This window comes from Paraburkholderia sp. J63 (assembly GCF_905220245.1).
GTDB lineage: Bacteria > Pseudomonadota > Gammaproteobacteria > Burkholderiales > Burkholderiaceae > Paraburkholderia.
Map to the genome: position 1 here is coordinate 167047 of NZ_CAJMZF010000007.1, position 15967 is coordinate 183013.

The 15967-nt window shown below is 67.5% G+C and carries 11 protein-coding genes; 8 read left to right on the forward strand and 3 right to left on the reverse strand.

All coding sequences use genetic code 11. The annotated features are described in order from the left end of the window. Window positions 1–6 precede the first annotated feature (6 nt). Window positions 7–3402, forward strand: coding sequence for a hybrid sensor histidine kinase/response regulator (locus tag U5775_RS10580; protein ID WP_322058085.1), 3396 nt, complete (start codon window positions 7–9; stop codon window positions 3400–3402). Between the two features lie 66 nt (window positions 3403–3468). Here U5775_RS10580 and U5775_RS10585 read toward each other — a convergent pair whose 3' ends face one another. Continuing rightward, window positions 3469–3768 carry a hypothetical protein gene (locus U5775_RS10585; RefSeq protein ID WP_322058086.1) on the reverse strand — a complete coding sequence of 100 codons (300 nt, stop codon included), beginning with the start codon at window positions 3766–3768 and terminating at the stop codon, window positions 3469–3471. 274 nt (window positions 3769–4042) lie between these two features. Between U5775_RS10585 and U5775_RS10590 the strand changes: the two genes are divergently transcribed. The 3 genes from U5775_RS10590 (at window position 4043) to U5775_RS10600 (ending at window position 8766) form a co-directional block, all read left to right on the forward strand. Then, window positions 4043–4408 (forward strand): DUF2946 domain-containing protein, encoded by a 366-nt coding sequence (locus tag U5775_RS10590; RefSeq protein ID WP_322058087.1) that lies wholly within the window; start codon window positions 4043–4045, stop codon window positions 4406–4408. Window positions 4409–4642: 234 nt separating this feature from the next. Further along, window positions 4643–7099 carry a TonB-dependent receptor gene (locus U5775_RS10595; RefSeq protein ID WP_322058088.1) on the forward strand — a complete coding sequence of 819 codons (2457 nt, stop codon included), beginning with the start codon at window positions 4643–4645 and terminating at the stop codon, window positions 7097–7099. 113 nt (window positions 7100–7212) lie between these two features. Then, window positions 7213–8766: a PepSY domain-containing protein gene (locus U5775_RS10600; RefSeq protein ID WP_322058089.1), complete on the forward strand. Its 1554-nt coding sequence runs from the start codon at window positions 7213–7215 to the stop codon at window positions 8764–8766. Window positions 8767–9459: 693 nt separating this feature from the next. On the opposite strand, the gene U5775_RS10605 is transcribed toward U5775_RS10600, so the two are convergent. Beyond that, window positions 9460–10170 (reverse strand): SDR family NAD(P)-dependent oxidoreductase, encoded by a 711-nt coding sequence (locus U5775_RS10605; RefSeq protein ID WP_322058090.1) that lies wholly within the window; start codon window positions 10168–10170, stop codon window positions 9460–9462. A 194-nt stretch (window positions 10171–10364) separates the two neighbouring features. After that, the gene (locus U5775_RS10610) at window positions 10365–11273 is read right to left on the reverse strand and encodes a sterol desaturase family protein (protein WP_322058091.1); all 909 of its coding nucleotides are present in this window, start codon (window positions 11271–11273) and stop codon (window positions 10365–10367) included. 264 nt (window positions 11274–11537) lie between these two features. Here U5775_RS10610 and U5775_RS10615 point away from each other — a divergent pair, with 264 nt between their 5' ends. The 4 genes from U5775_RS10615 (at window position 11538) to U5775_RS10630 (ending at window position 15966) form a co-directional block, all read left to right on the forward strand. After that, window positions 11538–12566 carry a hypothetical protein gene (locus tag U5775_RS10615; RefSeq protein WP_322058092.1) on the forward strand — a complete coding sequence of 343 codons (1029 nt, stop codon included), beginning with the start codon at window positions 11538–11540 and terminating at the stop codon, window positions 12564–12566. Between the two features lie 331 nt (window positions 12567–12897). After that, window positions 12898–13611: a response regulator gene (locus tag U5775_RS10620; RefSeq protein ID WP_322058093.1), complete on the forward strand. Its 714-nt coding sequence runs from the start codon at window positions 12898–12900 to the stop codon at window positions 13609–13611. Between the two features lies 1 nt (window position 13612). After that, on the forward strand, window positions 13613–14971 hold the full coding sequence (locus U5775_RS10625; protein WP_322058094.1) for an ATP-binding protein: 1359 nt from the start codon (window positions 13613–13615) through the stop codon (window positions 14969–14971). 233 nt (window positions 14972–15204) lie between these two features. Further along, the gene (locus U5775_RS10630; RefSeq protein WP_322058095.1) at window positions 15205–15966 is read left to right on the forward strand and encodes a DUF4410 domain-containing protein; all 762 of its coding nucleotides are present in this window, start codon (window positions 15205–15207) and stop codon (window positions 15964–15966) included. The last annotated feature ends 1 nt before the right edge of the window (window position 15967 follow it).

Here is a 15967-nt window from a genome sequence, read left to right on the forward strand (position 1 = left end):
CGGCGCATGGCCTCGCTGGCTTCGCCCCTCGACGCGCTCAAGGCTCTCGAACGCAACCTCAAGCGCGAGCGGCGCGTCTTCGCCATGCTGCTCGCGCTGCTCGCATTTGCGGGGCTCGTGGCCGCGTGCGTGGCGGCGTTCAGCATCGGCGCGGCCTCGCTCTCGAGCCAGGCCGCGCAGCTGCGCACGCTCACGGCGCAAACGAACGAGTTCCTTTTGCGCCGCTACTCCCTCCTGTCGAGCATGCGGCTGCTGTTCTCGCTGGAGGAGGCGGGCAGGTTCACGCCGCCGTCTATTGCCGAGACGCCACAGCGCTGCGCACCGGCTTTCGCGGGCGTCGCCGGCTCGCCCGCTGTGCAGGCGCTGTGCGAGCGCGCCGCGCAGATGGCTTCGCGCGTCAGCCCGGATTCGCCGATGCTCTTCGTGCTGCTCGACGGCAGCGCCGCATGGGGATACCAGCTCACGCCAAACCCGCACAGCAAAAACCACGAGCCCTTGCACGAGGGCGTGGATGACGCGCGCATGCTGGTGGACGCCGCGCTGCTGCGCATGAGCGCGCACGGCATCGACCCGATGGATCAGGGCCACTGGCGCGACGTGATCTGGTTCCGCCCCCCGCCCGGGCTAGGCTTTCCCTCCCAGCTCATGCTGGGGGCGGCAACTGTTCTTAAGGATGCCAAACCTTATGCGCTGGTGATCACGAGCGTCGATCTGGGCGCGCTGCCGAAAGTGCAGGCTCCGGACACCCCGGACATCGAGCCAACCCTGTTCGACAGCGACGGCACGATGCTGGCCGGAACCTTGTCCGCACCGGCCGCGCAGTACGTCGACCGTGTGGTCGCGACACTGCCCGTCGAGCGCTTCCACCTGCTGCCGCGCTTCGGCTGGGCGCTGCGCGAGCAGCCGCTCGAATATCAGTTCGGCCATTACACGCTCGCGCTGCCCTGGGATGCGCAACTCGCGCTGATCCGCACGCCGCTCGCCGTCATCCTGCTGATGACGGCGGCGCTCGTGGCGCTGCTCGTCGCGCTCGCGCGCTACTGGAACCGGCACGTGCTCGAGCGCACCTATGCCAAAGCCACGCGCGCGCTCGAAGGCGAGCTGCTCAACCACCTGCTCGTGCACGCGACGCCGGTCGGCTTGTGCATCGTGCGGCAGCGCGACTTCGAAATCGTGATCGCAAACCAGATCGTGCGCAACGTGCTCGGCCTCGACACGCACGCCACCCGGCTGCCCGGCGCCCTGTGCGTCGAGTTCGAGAAGCATCTGCCCTACGTGCCGTCGACGGCCGGCGACACGCCGATCCACGTCCTGCCGTTCTCGCTCGTGCGCGACGACGGCGAAAGCGTGCATCTGGAGATCACCTACGCGCCCGCGTCGATGTATCGCGAGGACGTCATGTTCTGCGCCTTCGCCGACATGTCGCAGCACTACGAGGCCGAGCGCTTGCTGCGCGAAGCGAAGCGCACGAGCGACGAAGCCGCGCGCAGCAAGGTGAGCTTCTTCGCGGCGATGAGCCACGAGATCCGCACGCCGCTCGCCTCGCTCGTCGGCAACATCGAGCTGGTGGCGCGCGGGCCGCTTGCACCCGAGCAGGAGGCGCGCGTGCAGGCCATGCAGGTGTCTTCCTCGGAACTGCTGCAGATCGTGAGCGACGTGCTCGACTTCTCGAAGATCGACGTCGGCGCGATGACGCTTTCTGAGGAGCCCGAATCGATTGCGGCGCTGCTCGTGCGCATCGCGCTCGCGCATGCGCCGCTTGCCGCGCGGCAGCAGTTGCCGTTCTATCTCGTGATGGAGCGCAGCGTTCCCGCACGGCTCTACTTCGATTCCGTGCGGCTCGCGCAGATCGTGAACAATCTCTTGAGCAATGCGTTCAAGTTCACGCACTCGGGCAAGGTCGTGCTGCGCGCGAACTGGCGCGACAACGCACTCGAAATCAGCGTGGCCGACTCGGGCGTGGGCATGCCCGACTCGCTCAAGGCGCGGCTGTTCCAGCCGTTCACGCAGGGCGACGAGCACCGGCTCACGGAGGCGCGCGGCACGGGCCTCGGCCTGTCGATCTGCGGACGCCTCGCGAAACTTATGCACGGGCGCTGCGAGGTGGAGAGCACGCTCGGCGTGGGCACGCGCGTCATCGTTACGCTGCCGCTGCGCGTGGAAGGCAAGGCCACCGCGGGCGAGGAATGGGCTCTGCCCGACGTGCATCCGGCCATGCTGTGCCGCGCGCCCGAAAATCACGAATGGCTCACGAATCTCTTCGACCCCAAGGTCAGCACGCCCACCTGGCTGAGCGCCAACGAAGCGCCGCCGCGCGAAGGCACATGGGACTATCTGCTCGTGACGGGCGAGTTTTCGGTCGACGACGTGCAGCGACTGTGGGGCGGCACGGCCAACGTGGTGTGGTTGCGCCAGGACGGACCGCTCGTGCCGCTCGCGCGCGAAGACGGCGGCGCGGAAGTGAGTCTCTACAGTCTCGCGGGCATTCGTACCGCCACGCAAATGCTGCGTGGCCGGGCCGGCGCGGCCGCACCCACCGTGCCGACCGGCGCGGGGATTCGCGCTGGAGCGGCTGCCGGATCTGCCGGAGCAGAGCCGCTGCAAGACAGCGATTTCCGGCGGCTGAACGTGCTGATTGCCGAAGACAATCTGCTCAATCGCAGCCTCCTGCGCGATCAGTTGCGCACGCTCGGTGCGAACGTGACCGAAGCGAAGGACGGCGAAGAAGCGCTCGCGCGGCTCGACGACGTGCATGTGGACGTCGTGCTCACCGACCTCAACATGCCGAAGATGAACGGCTACGAACTGCTGCAGGCCACGCGCGCGAAGCACGTGGGGCTGCCTGTCTATGCGGTGAGCGGCAACGCGCTGCCCGAGCAGATCGCGCAAGGCCGCCTGTCCGGCTTCACCGATTATCTGAGCAAGCCTGTGCCGCTCGCGGCGCTTGCGCGCGTGCTCGCCGACGTGGCGGCGAATCCGCGCAGCGTGGTGCAGGCCGCCGTCGCCGAGGCCGCGATGAGCCCGATGGAAACCCCTCAGGCGCTTGCTGCTCGCACCGGTGCACAGCCCGACGACGACGATGACGACGACGATCTACCGCGCTTTCCCGCGTTGTCGCCCGCGCTCGCGCCGCTCTTTGTCGAGCAGGCCGACCACGATATCGCCGACTATGCGCAGATTGCGTCGGCGCGTGACTTCCAGCAACTGCGCGACTGGGCGCATCGCGTCTCGGGCGGTCTTGCCGTGCTGGGCCCCTCGATGCTCAACGAGGCCTGTCTGGAACTACGCGCAACGATGCGCGAAGCCGGCAAATGGACCAACGATGTGGGCGCGCTCTCGGAGGCGGTGGTAGCGGAACTGGAGGCGCTGCGCGAGCAGGCCTCGACGCCGGATTCGGCCTGAATTGGCCTGAATCGGCCGGGTTTTGACCTGAGGAAGGGGAGCTGCCAGAAGCAACGCCTCAAAAGCTCACATGCGATTCTGAAGAAATGCGGGGCCAGCGGACTTTGCCTGATGAGGGCACTCGCCACACTGCCTGCGTACGCACCACTGGCGCAGCACGCTTCCCTCGAGTGGGCAGCCGGCCGGATTGCGCGCGGTGGCATGGGTGCGCGCTTCGAGCCTCAATGCATACCCGTCGGGCAATTCGATGCCGCAACGGCTCACCCGCGCTCTGGCTTCGCGAGCGGACGGCGCATGCTCCAGCGCGGCGGCATCGCCATCATGGCGCAGCGCGCGTACACCACAAGGCTCGGCGGTGCGGGCCATCCATCTCAGGCTGGGCGCCTGGCGAATTGAAAAGACGGGCATGATCGTTCGCCGCGAAAAAGGCGGCGCCATAAATCGTTGCAGACAGCAGCAATTGTCGCTCGCCGCCCACGCACTCGCCATAGAACATGTTCGAAATCGCCGCCGCAAATCGATTCTCGCGCCCCGCTCTCCCCCAATACTCCGCTGCTTATGACCGTCTTCAGCGCGATAGCCCGCATGCGCAACTCGCGCACATCATGGTAGACTGCGCCGCGCAATCGCTCGCTCCGTCATGAACTTACGCAAACACACCCTGTTGACCGCATGGCTTGGCCTCGTCGCCATGTGGCTCATCGTGCTTGCGCCGCTCGTGAGTCAGCTCGTTGCCGCGCATCACGCGCACGAGCCCGACGCAACGCTTTGCTCCGCGATGCAGCCGGCCTCTACCGCGCCGCATCTTTCGCACGACGATGCATTCGGCGCATGCGGCTACTGCCATCTGCTCGAACATCATGTCGCGATGCCGGGCGTCCCCGTGCCCGAGTCCTCGCGCGCACTCGTGGCCACGCTCGAGCGCGTCGCGCCGCTCTCCACCCGCCACACGCCGTTTGGCGCCTTCCCCACGGGCAGGCCACGCGCCCCACCATTCGTTTCCTGACTGCCGCCGTCATCGGCTGCACGTTCGCGTTTCTTTCGCACCCACGTTCGCGATTCAGTCTGCCCGCGCCACGCATGATCGGGCGCAGGCCCCCGCGTTGTCGATAGCGTCGGCAATGCGCATCGTCGCGTGTGCATCGAAACCCGTGCTGTAGCACGCGCAAGCCCGTCTATCGGGGCGATTGCGCGGTGCTCGCGTGCAGCCGCACGTCCATCGCCTTCGGGAAACTTCGTCATGTCCACGCCCACCCCGCGCGGCGCGCGCATTCGCTCGCAGCTCCATGCGTGCCTTGGCGCGTCTTTCAAGCCACGTTTCAAGCCGTCTTTTAGCGGCCCGCTCACGCGGACAGGATTCGGCCTCGTGCCGCTGTCGCTGCTCGCGCCCATTGCGTCTCTGACGCCCATCGCATCTTTTGCGGCCGACGCGGTGACGTCCAGCTCCGCGTCCGTCCACACGACCGACGCCAGCGCCGACGCCACGCTGCCCACCGTCGCCGTGAGCGCCGCGAGCGGCGGCACGGCCAGCGCCGCCATACCCGCCGTCGACCCGAACCTGCCCGCCACGGTCGAGACCGTCACGCCGGCGCAGTTCCAGAACTGGAACGTCGTCAACACCGAAGACGTGCTCAAGTACCTGCCGAATCTGGCGGTCCGCAAGCGCTTCGTCGGCGACCTCAATTCGATCATCGCCGTGCGCGGCACGAGCAACACGCAAAGCGCGCGCGGCCTCGTCTATGCCGATGGCCTGCTGCTCTCGAATCTGCTCGGCAACAGCTACTCGTTTCCGCCGCGCTGGTCGATGGTGTTTCCCGACCAGATCCAGCAAGTGGACGTGATCTACGGGCCGTATTCGGCGCTCTATCCGGGCAATTCGCTCGGCGCCACGGTGCTGATCACGACGCGCATGCCGAAGCAGTTCGAAGCCAATGCGGACGTCAAGGCGTTCGCGCAGCACTTCAGCCTCTATGGCGTGAACCAGAATTTCAACGGCAGCGAAATGAGCGCCTCGATAGGCGACGCGATCGGCAAGTTCTCGTACCTGCTCGGCGTCAATCACCTCGAGAACACGAGCCAGCCGCTGCAGTTCGCGACGCTCGCGCAATCACAGACGCCCGCGAAACCGGGCGACGTTCCCGTACACGGCGCGTACTTCTACAACAATCAGACCAACACGCCCACGGCCGTGCTGGGCGTGAACGGCGAGGGCATCGAGCACACCGTTCAGGACCAGTTCAAGCTGCGCATGCAATACGACTTCACGCCCACCGTGCAAGGCGGCGCGACGCTCGGCTACTGGCACCAGACCTACGACAGCCAGACCTCGACGTTCCTCTACGATGCGAACGGCAACCCGGTCTATAGCGGCAAGGTGTCGATGGGGGGCTACGAGTACACGATCCCCGCCGCCGCGCTCGCGCCCAGCCGCGGCTGGAGCGAGAACTGGCTCTACGGCGTTTCGCTGCGCACGCATCAGGCGAGCGGCTGGAACGCCGAGGCCATTGCTTCGTACTACGACGTAAGCAACAGCGTCGCGCGCACCGCCAATGCCGGCGGCCCCGGCGATGGCCCCGGTACGATGACGCTCGGCGACGGCACCGGCTGGAAGACGCTCGACCTCAGGACGACGTGGACGCCCGAGCGGCCCGACGCGGGCCTCGGCGCGCACTGGCTCAGCTTCGGTTACCACTACGACAACTATTTCGTCGACAACCAGACCTGGAACACGCTCGCGTGGCGCGACGGCGGCGCGGGCAGCTTCGCCAACGCGTTCTCCGGCAAGACCGAGACGCAGGCGTTCTACGCGCAGGACGCGTGGCGCTTCCTGCCGCGCTGGAAGCTCGTCTACGGCGTGCGCTACGAAGACTGGCGCGCCTACGACGGCTACCAGGCACTCGGCGCTTCGAGCCTGCCCTATGCGAGCGCCGGCGATCGCCACCTCTCGCCGAAGGCCTCGCTCTCGTTCGACGTCACCGACGACCTCACGCTGCGCGCCTCCATCGCGCGCGCGTATCGCTTCCCCACCGTGAGCGAACTGTTCCAGGGGCAGGTGAACGGCTCGTCGATCGTGAACAACAATCCGAACCTGCGCCCCGAAGACGATCTCTCGAAAGAGCTCAGCGCCGAATGGGCGCACTGGAACGGCCTGTTCCGCTTCACGCTCTTTCAGGATGACGTAAAGAACACGATCTTCAGCCAGACCGACACCACGGTCATTCCGAACGTGACGAACTTCCAGAACATCGGCAAAGTGCGCTCGCGCGGCGTGGAAACGAGCTATCAAGGGGAGGACGTGGTCGTGCACGGCCTCGATCTTGCGGCGAACGTGGCTTATACGCAGTCGAAGATTCTCGCCAATGCACAGAATCCGGCGAGCGTTGGTAAGTACTTCTACCGGATTCCGCTGTGGCGCGCGAATCTCGTGGCGACCTACCGCTTCGACGCTAAGAACGCGCTCACGCTCGCAGCCCGCTATTCGGGGCGCCAGTACAACACGCTCACCAACACCGACACCAATCCGGACGTGTTCGGCGGCACGAGCACGTACACGGTCGCCGACATCAAGTACACGTTCCGGCCCACGAAGAGGAGCGAGATCGGCGTGGGCATCGACAACCTGTTCGATGCGCGCTACTTCGTCTACCACCCCTATCCGGGCCGCACGTATTACGTCGAGGCGAAGCTCGGCCTGTGAGCCAGCGCCTGCATTCGTCCCTGCGGAAAACGTCGCAACCATCGCAACCGCAACAGCAACCACCGGCCCGGCGCGCGACCCGCGCCGCCGCGCCGGACCATGAGGAGCATCCGATGTCCGCTACGCTGCCCGTCTCCGGCACGCGCGCCGCCCGCGCCGCCGGCGCCGTTCATCCCGGCTATCGCACGCTATGGCGCTGGCATTTCTATGCCGGCCTGTTCGTCATGCCATTTCTGATCGTGCTCGCGATCACCGGCACGATCTATTGCTTCCAGCCTCAGATCGAGCCGCTGCTGTATCCGCACCGGCTCGTGGTCGCGCCGGCCGCGACGCCTCGCCTGCCCGCCGATGTCCTGCTCGCGCGGGCGCGCGCTGCGCTGCCGCCAGGCGCGCGGCCCGTGCGGGCGCATATCGAAGCGAATCCCGCGCGCAGCGCGGAGTTCGTGTTCGCGCTCGCGGGCGGCGCCAAGGAGAGCGTCTATCTGAACCCGTACAGCGGCGAAGTGCTCGGCACGCTCGACGTTGAGCGCCGCTTCATGCAGGTGGACCGCATGTTGCATCGCAAGCTGCTGCTCGGCAAACCCGGCGAGTTGCTGATGGAGCTCGCCGCCTGCTGGACGCTCGTGATGATCGTGACCGGCGTCGCGCTCTGGTGGCCGCGCCAGGCCAGCGAGCGGGGCTCGACCCGGTGGCGGACGATACTTGCCGCGCTGTGGCCGCGCTTCGGCGCAACGGGCCGGCCGTTCTGGAAGAGCCTGCACAGCGCAATCGGCATCTGGCTCGCGGTGGGCGCGCTCGCCTTCGTCGTGAGCGGCCTGCCGTGGACGGGCTCGTGGGGCAAGCAGTTCAAGGCGCTCGCGACGCGTGCGAGTCTCGGCGAGCCGCGCGGCGCATGGGGCGGCGGCCTGCCGCTGCATTCGACGCTGCCTGGTGCGCAAGGCACGGTATCTGCGGACCACGCCAACCATAGCGGTCAAGCGAATCACGCCTCGGAGACGGAGCACGCGGGCCACGACATGGCGTCGATGCCCGGCATGGTGATGGACGACTTGCCGCTCCCCAACGTGCCGTGGGCCGTGGGCGCCGTGCCGGTGCCGCAATCGCTGGAGGCGAGCGCGCCACCCGCCTCGCACTGGACGCTCGATCAGGTGGTCGCGCAAATGCGCGCGCTCGGCGTGGAAAGCGGCTACGACGTCGCGCTGCCCGCGACGGCAACGGGCGTCTACGTCGTTTCGTACTTCCCGGCGGACCCGCAAGCGGAACGCACGATCTATATCGACCAGTACAGCGGCGCCGTGCTCAAGGACATCCGCTACACCGATTACGGCGCGGTCTCGCAGGCCATTGCGTATGGCACGTCGCTGCATATGGGGCGCTACTTCGGCCTCACGAACCAGCTGATTTGTGCGGCGATCTCGCTCGGGCTTGCGATGCTGGCCGTCACCGGCTTCACGATGTGGTGGCTGCGCCGCCCCGCCCGCACCGACCGCGCAGCACGCGGGATTGGCGCTCCGTCGCGCGAGCGCGCCGCGCCGCCCATGCGTGCGTGGAAGGCGGGCCTTGCCGTGCTCGGCGTGATCTTCCCGCTGATGGGCGCAACGATCCTGGCCGTCTGGGTGCTCGACCGGCTCGCTTTCGGCCGCTCGCGAAATCTTTCGTCTTCCTGACAAATAGACGGTCGCGCCCGCGCGCCGGGCTCGAAAGCACGCTTAAGCAGTGATGCGCGCCCTGCAGTAATCTGAGGACACAATTGTCCTTGAACCCGGCCCTGCATTCCGGTTTCAAAGCAATATCGAGGCCTTGCCTTGCATAGGACCGGAGCCACGCGCGGTGCGCCGGCTCCGGTCGGCGGGAGACAACTGTGTTCCGGCTCTTATCTACATTGGGGATGGCTGCGGCGCTGGCAGGCTGCGTCGCGCCTTATCCGGGCTATTACGACGCCACGTATGGCTATGGCTACCCCTATCCCTACGGCTACGGTTATCCCTATGGGTACGGCTATCCCGCCTACGATTACGGGCCGAGCTTCGGCTTCGCGTACTGGGGCGGCGGTGGCGGATGCTGCTACCACTATCACGGCTGGCACGGTGGTGGTTGGCACGGAGGTGGCGGCTGGCATGGCGGTGGCGGGGGTTGGCACGGCGGAGGCGGCGGCAACTGGCCAAGCGGTGGTGGGCATGGCGGCGGACACGGGCATTAGCGGCGTATCACCCACGCCGTGACGCGCTGGCCTGCATCATCCGCCTGCGCCGAACTGGCCGTGCCGAACTGGCCGTGCCGAACTGGCCGTGCCGAACTGGCCGTGCCGAACTCGCTTGCCGTGCTGAACCGTTCGCGCCAAACCGGCCGCGCCAGGCGCCTCACACGCGCCCATTCACCGAGATCGCGGCGCCCGTAACCGCGCGCGCGTCCGAGGACATCAGAAACGCGATCACCGCCGCGATTTCATCGGGCTGCACCCAGCGCGTGAAATCGGCGTCGGGCATGTCGGCGCGGTTTTGCGGCGTATCGATGATGCTCGGCAAGATCGCATTGACGGTCACGCGCCGGTCCTTGAGCTCCTCGGCCAGCGCTTCGGTGAGGCGCGCCACGCCCGCCTTCGAAGCCGCATAGGCGCCCATGCCGAGCCCGGCCTTCTGACCCGCGCCCGCGCCGATGTTCACGATGCGCCCTGCACCGCGCGCGAGCAGATGCGGGAGCGCCGCCTTCGACGCATTGAGCGCCGTCTTTACGTTCAGGTCGAACATCAGGTCCCATGTGCGCGCGTCGCCGTCGGCGATCGTTTCCCAGCGGAACGCGCCCGCAATATTGACGAGCGCGTCGAGGCCGCCGAGCGCCTCGCTCGCCGTCTTCAGCGCCGTGTTCGCCGCGCCGGCATCGACGAGATCGACACCGCCGATGCGCACCGCCCGGGCCAGCGTGGCGGGCCATGCGTCGTCGCCAGGCGCCGCGCCCCGGCCGATGAGCGCGACGCGTGCGCCGCGCGCCGCGAGAAACTGCGCGCTCGCCATGCCGAGATTGCCGAAACCGCCGGTGATCGCCACCGTCTTGCCATTCACTGAGTTGTCCATCTTGAGCGCCTGCGAGTCGTTCGTCCGGGTCGGTTCGAACCTTCGAACGATGGGTTGAAAATTGCCGCGGCAACTCGTGGCCGCCGCGTGCCGCAACGTTAGCCGAGCACGAAGCTCCCATCAACTGCCGCGTGCATGGCTTGCATCGTTCGCGCGCGGCGGCACGTTCAAGCACGTTGGCCCCTAACCACGGCTCACGCCTCCGTCCGCACCGCCGCCAGATCGCGCCGGCGCAGTTCCTCGGTGGTTTCGCCCTTGCCGTCCGCGCGCCAGCCAGGCGGCAGGATCACATGGCGCACCGCGGTCCACAGATCGGGCGCCGAGGCGATGTCGCGCGCGAGGCTCGCCCAGTGCCCGAATTCGACGACGAGCGGATTGCGCGACCGCGTCGGCGTGACGAGCCCGTAGCGGCACGGCTCCTCGGCGCGCTCGGCCACATAGGTCCCGAACAGGCGGTCGAACACGATCAGCACGCCGCCATAGTTCGCATCGAGGTAATCGACATTGGACGCATGATGCACGCGGTGTGCCGAAGGCGTATTGAACACGTATTCGAGCCAGCCGAGCTTCGGCATCCAGGTGTTGTGCAGCCAGAACTGATAGAGCAGGTTGAACGAGAGAATCGCCACCGCGATCTCCGGGCGTACACCGAGCCAGACGAGCGGTGCAAAGAAAAGCACCGGGCCGGCGAGCTTGCTGGTCCACCCGAGGCGATACGCGGAAGACAGCGTAAGCTGGTTGGGCGAATGATGCACCGCGTGCGACGCCCAGAAAAAGCGCATGCGGTGCGAGGCGCGGTGATAGCAGTAGTAGCAGAATTCCTGGCCGACGAAGACGAGCAGCACGAGCAGGACGTTATCGATCGTCAGCGTAAACAGACGATGGTCCCACGCGAAATGGAACACCGGCGTGGCGAGCGAAATGGGCAGGAGGGCGAACAGTTTTCGTCCGACGAGATCGGCGAGCGAAAGCCAGACCTCGGACCAGTCGAACGGAACCTGGCCGTCGCAGCGCTTGCGCTGCGAGAGCACCGCCGCTTCAATCAGCGAAGCGGCAACAATGAAGAGCGTGACATAGGACGCGAGTTTTCCAGTGGATAGCATGGTGAGCGATGTGCGAATAAGCGCCTGGCGCGGTGTCGAAAAGGACGCGTCGTTCGCTGCTGCATCGGGCGTCGCGTCGGATGAACCGCACTTTAGTGGCGCGAAACGCGTAGAACCACTGACAAACTATGTCGCCGCATGTCATGCGCGCGCCGTGACATATTTCGACATGGTTTTGCACGAGACTCGCGCAGGGGATCGCCCTATAGTTCGTTCCGCTGACACGCCGAATGCGTGCCCTGAACCGAACCGCAAGGACCCCCGATGAAATCGCTCACCCGCTCCGCCCTCGCCGCCACCCTCTTCGCCCTCGCCAGCGCGCCGGCGTTCGCGGGCTGGTCCGGCCACGGCACCGCCTACACGCCGCACGGCACCTATAACGGCGCGCACGCCGGTTCGTGCGGCGGCGGCAGTTGCTCGCACGCAGGCGGCGTGGTTGGCCCGTGGGGCGGCGTCGGGACCAACACCGGCACTGTTACGCGCACCGCGCCGGGACAGTTCTCGAACAGCGGCACGGCAGTCGGCCCGAACGGGCGTTCGGTCCAGCACGCCGGCGACACGAGCTGCGCGGGCGGCACCTGCTCGCACACCGGCACCATGACGGGCGAAGACGGCCGCAGCGCGTCGACCTCGGGCAGCGTGACGCGCACGGCGCCGGGCCAGTACTCGTCGACGGGCACGGTCACCGCCGCAAACGGCAATAGCGTGAGCCACAACGCCTCGACGAATTGCGCGGGCTCGACCTGCTATCGCTCGGGCACGGCCACGGGCAGCAACGGCGGCACCGTCACGCACTCGGGCAGCGCCACGCAAGTCGCGCCGGGCGTGGTGACGACTTCGGGCGGCTCGACCGTCGTCCATGGCAGCACGGTCACGACGGGTGGCACCACCGTGGTCACGGGCGGATCCACGGTGGCCGTGGGCGCCACCGTGGCCGTGGCGCCGGTCCCGGCGCCCGTGCCAGCGCCGGTGGTCGTCACGGCCCCGCCGCCGGCGACCAGCACCGTCTACGTGGCTCCGCCGCCCGCGCCGAATACCGTGGTCGTCGCCCAGGCGCCCAAGACGGTCTACGTCGCGCCCCCGCCGCCGAAGCCGGTTTATGTCGCGCCGCCCGCGCCGAAGGTCGTGTACGTTGCGCCGCCCGCTCCCCGCGTGGTGTATGTCGCGCGCCCGCTGCCGCGCGCCGTCTATGTCGCGCCGCGTCCCGTCTATGTCGCGCCGGCGCCGCGCGCCGCGATCTGGGTGCCGGGCCACTGGGCAGGCGGCGTCTGGGTGCCCGCGCACTGGGCTTGATTCGTCTGCTGATTCGCGGCCGGACGCGTGACTGGGTGAGTTGCCCAGCCATAGTCCGGCCGCTCGTCGTTGCGTCGAGCGCACGCAAACGCCCGGCGAATGAATCGCGCGATGCCCGGAGGCCCCACGAGTTCACACGCAACGTGCGCGACGCGACGTTCGGGCAGGCGCATCTCATCTACTATCGTATGAGCGCGGCAAGCCGATAGCACCCGCAGTACCGATAGCACCCCTGAACAATGCGCCTGACTTGCGCATCCGCATGACAGCGCCGCGCGGCCCTGGATGCATCCGCACAACGACCACCAGCATTCCCCACCCGAGGCGGCCCATGGAGCAGGCAAACCGGATCATCGTGCTCGACGACGAAGCCGAGCTGCGCCACATGCTGCAGCGCTTCCTGAGCGGGCACGGTTTCGAGGTGCGCGCCGTCGCCGACGGCAAGCGCCTCGACCGCATGCTGCAGCGTGAGCCTTACGACCTGCTGGTGCTCGATCTCATGATGGAGCCCGAAGACGGCCTGAGCGTGTGCCGCCGCCTGCGCGCGGAGGGCCATACGCTGCCGATCCTCATGCTCACGGCCAAGGGCGATGCCGCCGACAAGGTGATCGGCCTCGAAACCGGCGCCGACGACTATCTCGCCAAGCCGTTCCTGCCCGACGAGCTCGTCGCGCGCGTGAAGGCGCTGCTGCGCCGCCAGAAGATGGCCGCGGGCGAGCCCACTGTCACGACGCAGCGGCTGCGTTTCGGCAATTTCGTCTTCGACGTCGGCCAGCAAACGCTCCTGCGCGACGGCGTGTCCGTCGAAATTCATTCGGCGCAGATGCTCCTGCTGCACGCGCTCGGCTCCTCGCCGAACCGCGCCGTGAGCCGCGAAAATCTGCTCGCGCGCGCCCGCGGTCGCGACCACGCCGCGCTCGACCGCAGCGTCGACGTGCAGATCCTGCGGCTGCGCCAGATCGTCGAGGAGGATCCCGCCAAGCCGCGCTTCATCAAGACCGTCTGGGGCATCGGCTACATGCTGGTGGCCGGCGTCGACGGCTGAAATGCGTACGCCCACACACTGGCTGCCGCGCTCGCTCCTCTCGCGCAATATCGCGCTGCTGGTGGCGCTCGTCGCGCTCACCCAGGTCTGCTCGTTCGCCGCGCTGCTGCATTTCGTGCAGCGCCCGCGCATCGAGCGCGCCTCGATCATCTTCGCGGACTACGTCAAGATGCTCGACGGCACGCTCGCCGCAATGCCGCCCGCCGAAGGCCGCGCCGCCGCCGCGCGCCTGAACGGTCACCGTAGCGCGCCCGCCGAAAGCACGGATTTGCCGGGCGTGAATCCGCTGCACTTTTTTCAGACCTGGCAGCGCGACGTCTTTATCGAGGCGCTCCAGCGCCATTTGCCCGCGGACATGCCCGTGCGCTGGGAAACGTCAGACGAAGAGCGCCTCTGGATCCGCGTGCACGCGGCGGCCGAGCCCATCTGGGTGGCCCTGCCGATGACCGCCGACGCGCGCGCGAGTGGCATCACCACGGCCATCGTGCTGTCGATCGGTCTCGCGCTGCTCGCGGCGTTCACGGGCTGGCTGATCCAGCTGCACCTGAACCGTCCGCTCGCCGATCTCGCCCACGCGGCGCGCCGCGTAAGCGCTGGAGAAGCGCCCGCCCCACTGCCGACCCACGGCCCGACCGAAATCGCCGAGGTCAGCCAGGCCTTCAATCAGATGACCGCCGCGCTGCAACAAGCCGAAGCAACGCGCGCGCTGATGCTCGCCGGCGTCTCCCACGACATCCGCACGCCGCTCACCAAGCTGCGCCTCGCCATCGCCATGGCGCTGCCGCGCGGCACCAATGACAAGCTCGTCGATTCGGCCGAGGGCTATCTCGACCACATCGACACGATCCTCCAGCAGTTCATGGACTACGCGGGCAGCGGCGAGCGCGAAGCGCCGCAGCCGGGCGACCTCAACGCGCTCGCGGGCCAGCTCGTGGCCGATTTCGCGGGGCTCGGGCACGAATTCGACTTCGAGGAAGGCGATCTCCCCCACTTCGCGTTCCGGCCCGTGGCCATCATGCGGCTCCTGATGAACCTGATGCAGAACGCCGTCGTCTACGGCCGCACCGGGTTGTGCATACGCACATGGCAGGCGGACGGCCAGGCCTGCGTGGCGATCGGCGACCGCGGCAACGGCATCCGCGCGGCAGAACTGGAGCGGCTCAAATTGCCTTTCAGCCGCGGCGACAACGCACGGACCCATTCGGGCGGCACCGGCCTCGGGCTCGCAATCGTCGAACGAATCGCGCGGCTGCACGGCGGCTCGCTGACCTTCGTCGATCGTGCAGGCGGCGGACTCGAAGCCGTGGTTAAGCTGCCGCTCAATCATCCCGTGCTTCAGGACGCAGCCGCACGCGGGTGACATACGCGCCGGGCCGGGCGACATAGAACGACATAATTTGCGCGTGGCGCGGCCAGGCGCTTCCCCCCATACTTGCGCCTGTACCGAGCAACCTGCACAGCGACCTGAAGAAGCTGGCAAGCGCAGACAGATCACTCAGGCAAACCGCTCAGTCAGCCCTCACGAACCCTTGACGATATTTCGCCATCCTGATTAATTGGTGGATATCGGCACCCGCACCCAGGCGACCCGACATGAACACGATTCTCCACTCCCTCTTCAACAAGACCCGTCGGCTCGCGGGCGCTGCATTGCTCGCAGGCGCGCTCTTCGCGTCGGGCTGCGCCTCGGCCGCCACGGCGCTGCAGGCAGCCGGCCCGCTGCCGCAAGTGCGCGCAGAGGTGATCTACGTGTCCGCGTTCGAGATCTCGCCCGACGTCGTGAAGCTCGACAGCGGCATGGCGCAGAAACTCAAGATGATGGCGAGCGGCGAGTCGTCGGCGCAGCAGCAGGAACAGATGGCGCTCGCGGCGCGCGAAAAGCTGGCCGACAACATCGTCGCCCAGTTGCGCAAGATGGGCCTGCCCGCCATGCGCGTGGACGGCCCCGTGCCGGCAGGACGCAGCGCGATCGTGGTCGAAGGCCGCATCGATACCGTCGATGCGGGCAGCCGTCGCCGCCGCGTGCTCATCGGGCTCGGCGCGGGCAAGAGCGAAGTGGGCGCGACCATCGCCGTGTCGTTCCTGCCGGCCAACGGCGCACCGCAAACGCTCGTCACCTTCGATGCGAAGGCCGACAGCGGCCATATGCCCGGCATGGCGGAAACGGCGGGCGTGGGCGCGGCGGCAGGTCAGGTTGCGATGTCGGCGGCAGCGGGCGCGGGACTGCACGGCGCGTCCGAGGCGAAGCGCGACACCACGACCGCCGACGCCGGCAAGCTCGCCACCTCGATCGCGAAGCAGCTTGCGCAGGCCGCCACGCAATATGGTTGGGTGCCGGTGAGCCAGGCCAGCTGAT

Coding starts and splice junctions, on each gene's coding strand:
- U5775_RS10610 (WP_322058091.1), bottom strand. CDS start 11,273: ATGCTATCCACTGGAAAACTCGCGTCCTATGTCACGCTCTTCATTGTT.
- U5775_RS10625 (WP_322058094.1), top strand. CDS start 13,613: ATGCGTACGCCCACACACTGGCTGCCGCGCTCGCTCCTCTCGCGCAAT.
- U5775_RS10580 (WP_322058085.1), top strand. CDS start 7: ATGGCCTCGCTGGCTTCGCCCCTCGACGCGCTCAAGGCTCTCGAACGC.
- U5775_RS10630 (WP_322058095.1), top strand. CDS start 15,205: ATGAACACGATTCTCCACTCCCTCTTCAACAAGACCCGTCGGCTCGCG.
- U5775_RS10615 (WP_322058092.1), top strand. CDS start 11,538: ATGAAATCGCTCACCCGCTCCGCCCTCGCCGCCACCCTCTTCGCCCTC.
- U5775_RS10595 (WP_322058088.1), top strand. CDS start 4,643: ATGTCCACGCCCACCCCGCGCGGCGCGCGCATTCGCTCGCAGCTCCAT.
- U5775_RS10605 (WP_322058090.1), bottom strand. CDS start 10,170: ATGGACAACTCAGTGAATGGCAAGACGGTGGCGATCACCGGCGGTTTC.
- U5775_RS10585 (WP_322058086.1), bottom strand. CDS start 3,768: ATGGCCCGCACCGCCGAGCCTTGTGGTGTACGCGCGCTGCGCCATGAT.
- U5775_RS10600 (WP_322058089.1), top strand. CDS start 7,213: ATGTCCGCTACGCTGCCCGTCTCCGGCACGCGCGCCGCCCGCGCCGCC.
- U5775_RS10590 (WP_322058087.1), top strand. CDS start 4,043: ATGAACTTACGCAAACACACCCTGTTGACCGCATGGCTTGGCCTCGTC.
- U5775_RS10620 (WP_322058093.1), top strand. CDS start 12,898: ATGGAGCAGGCAAACCGGATCATCGTGCTCGACGACGAAGCCGAGCTG.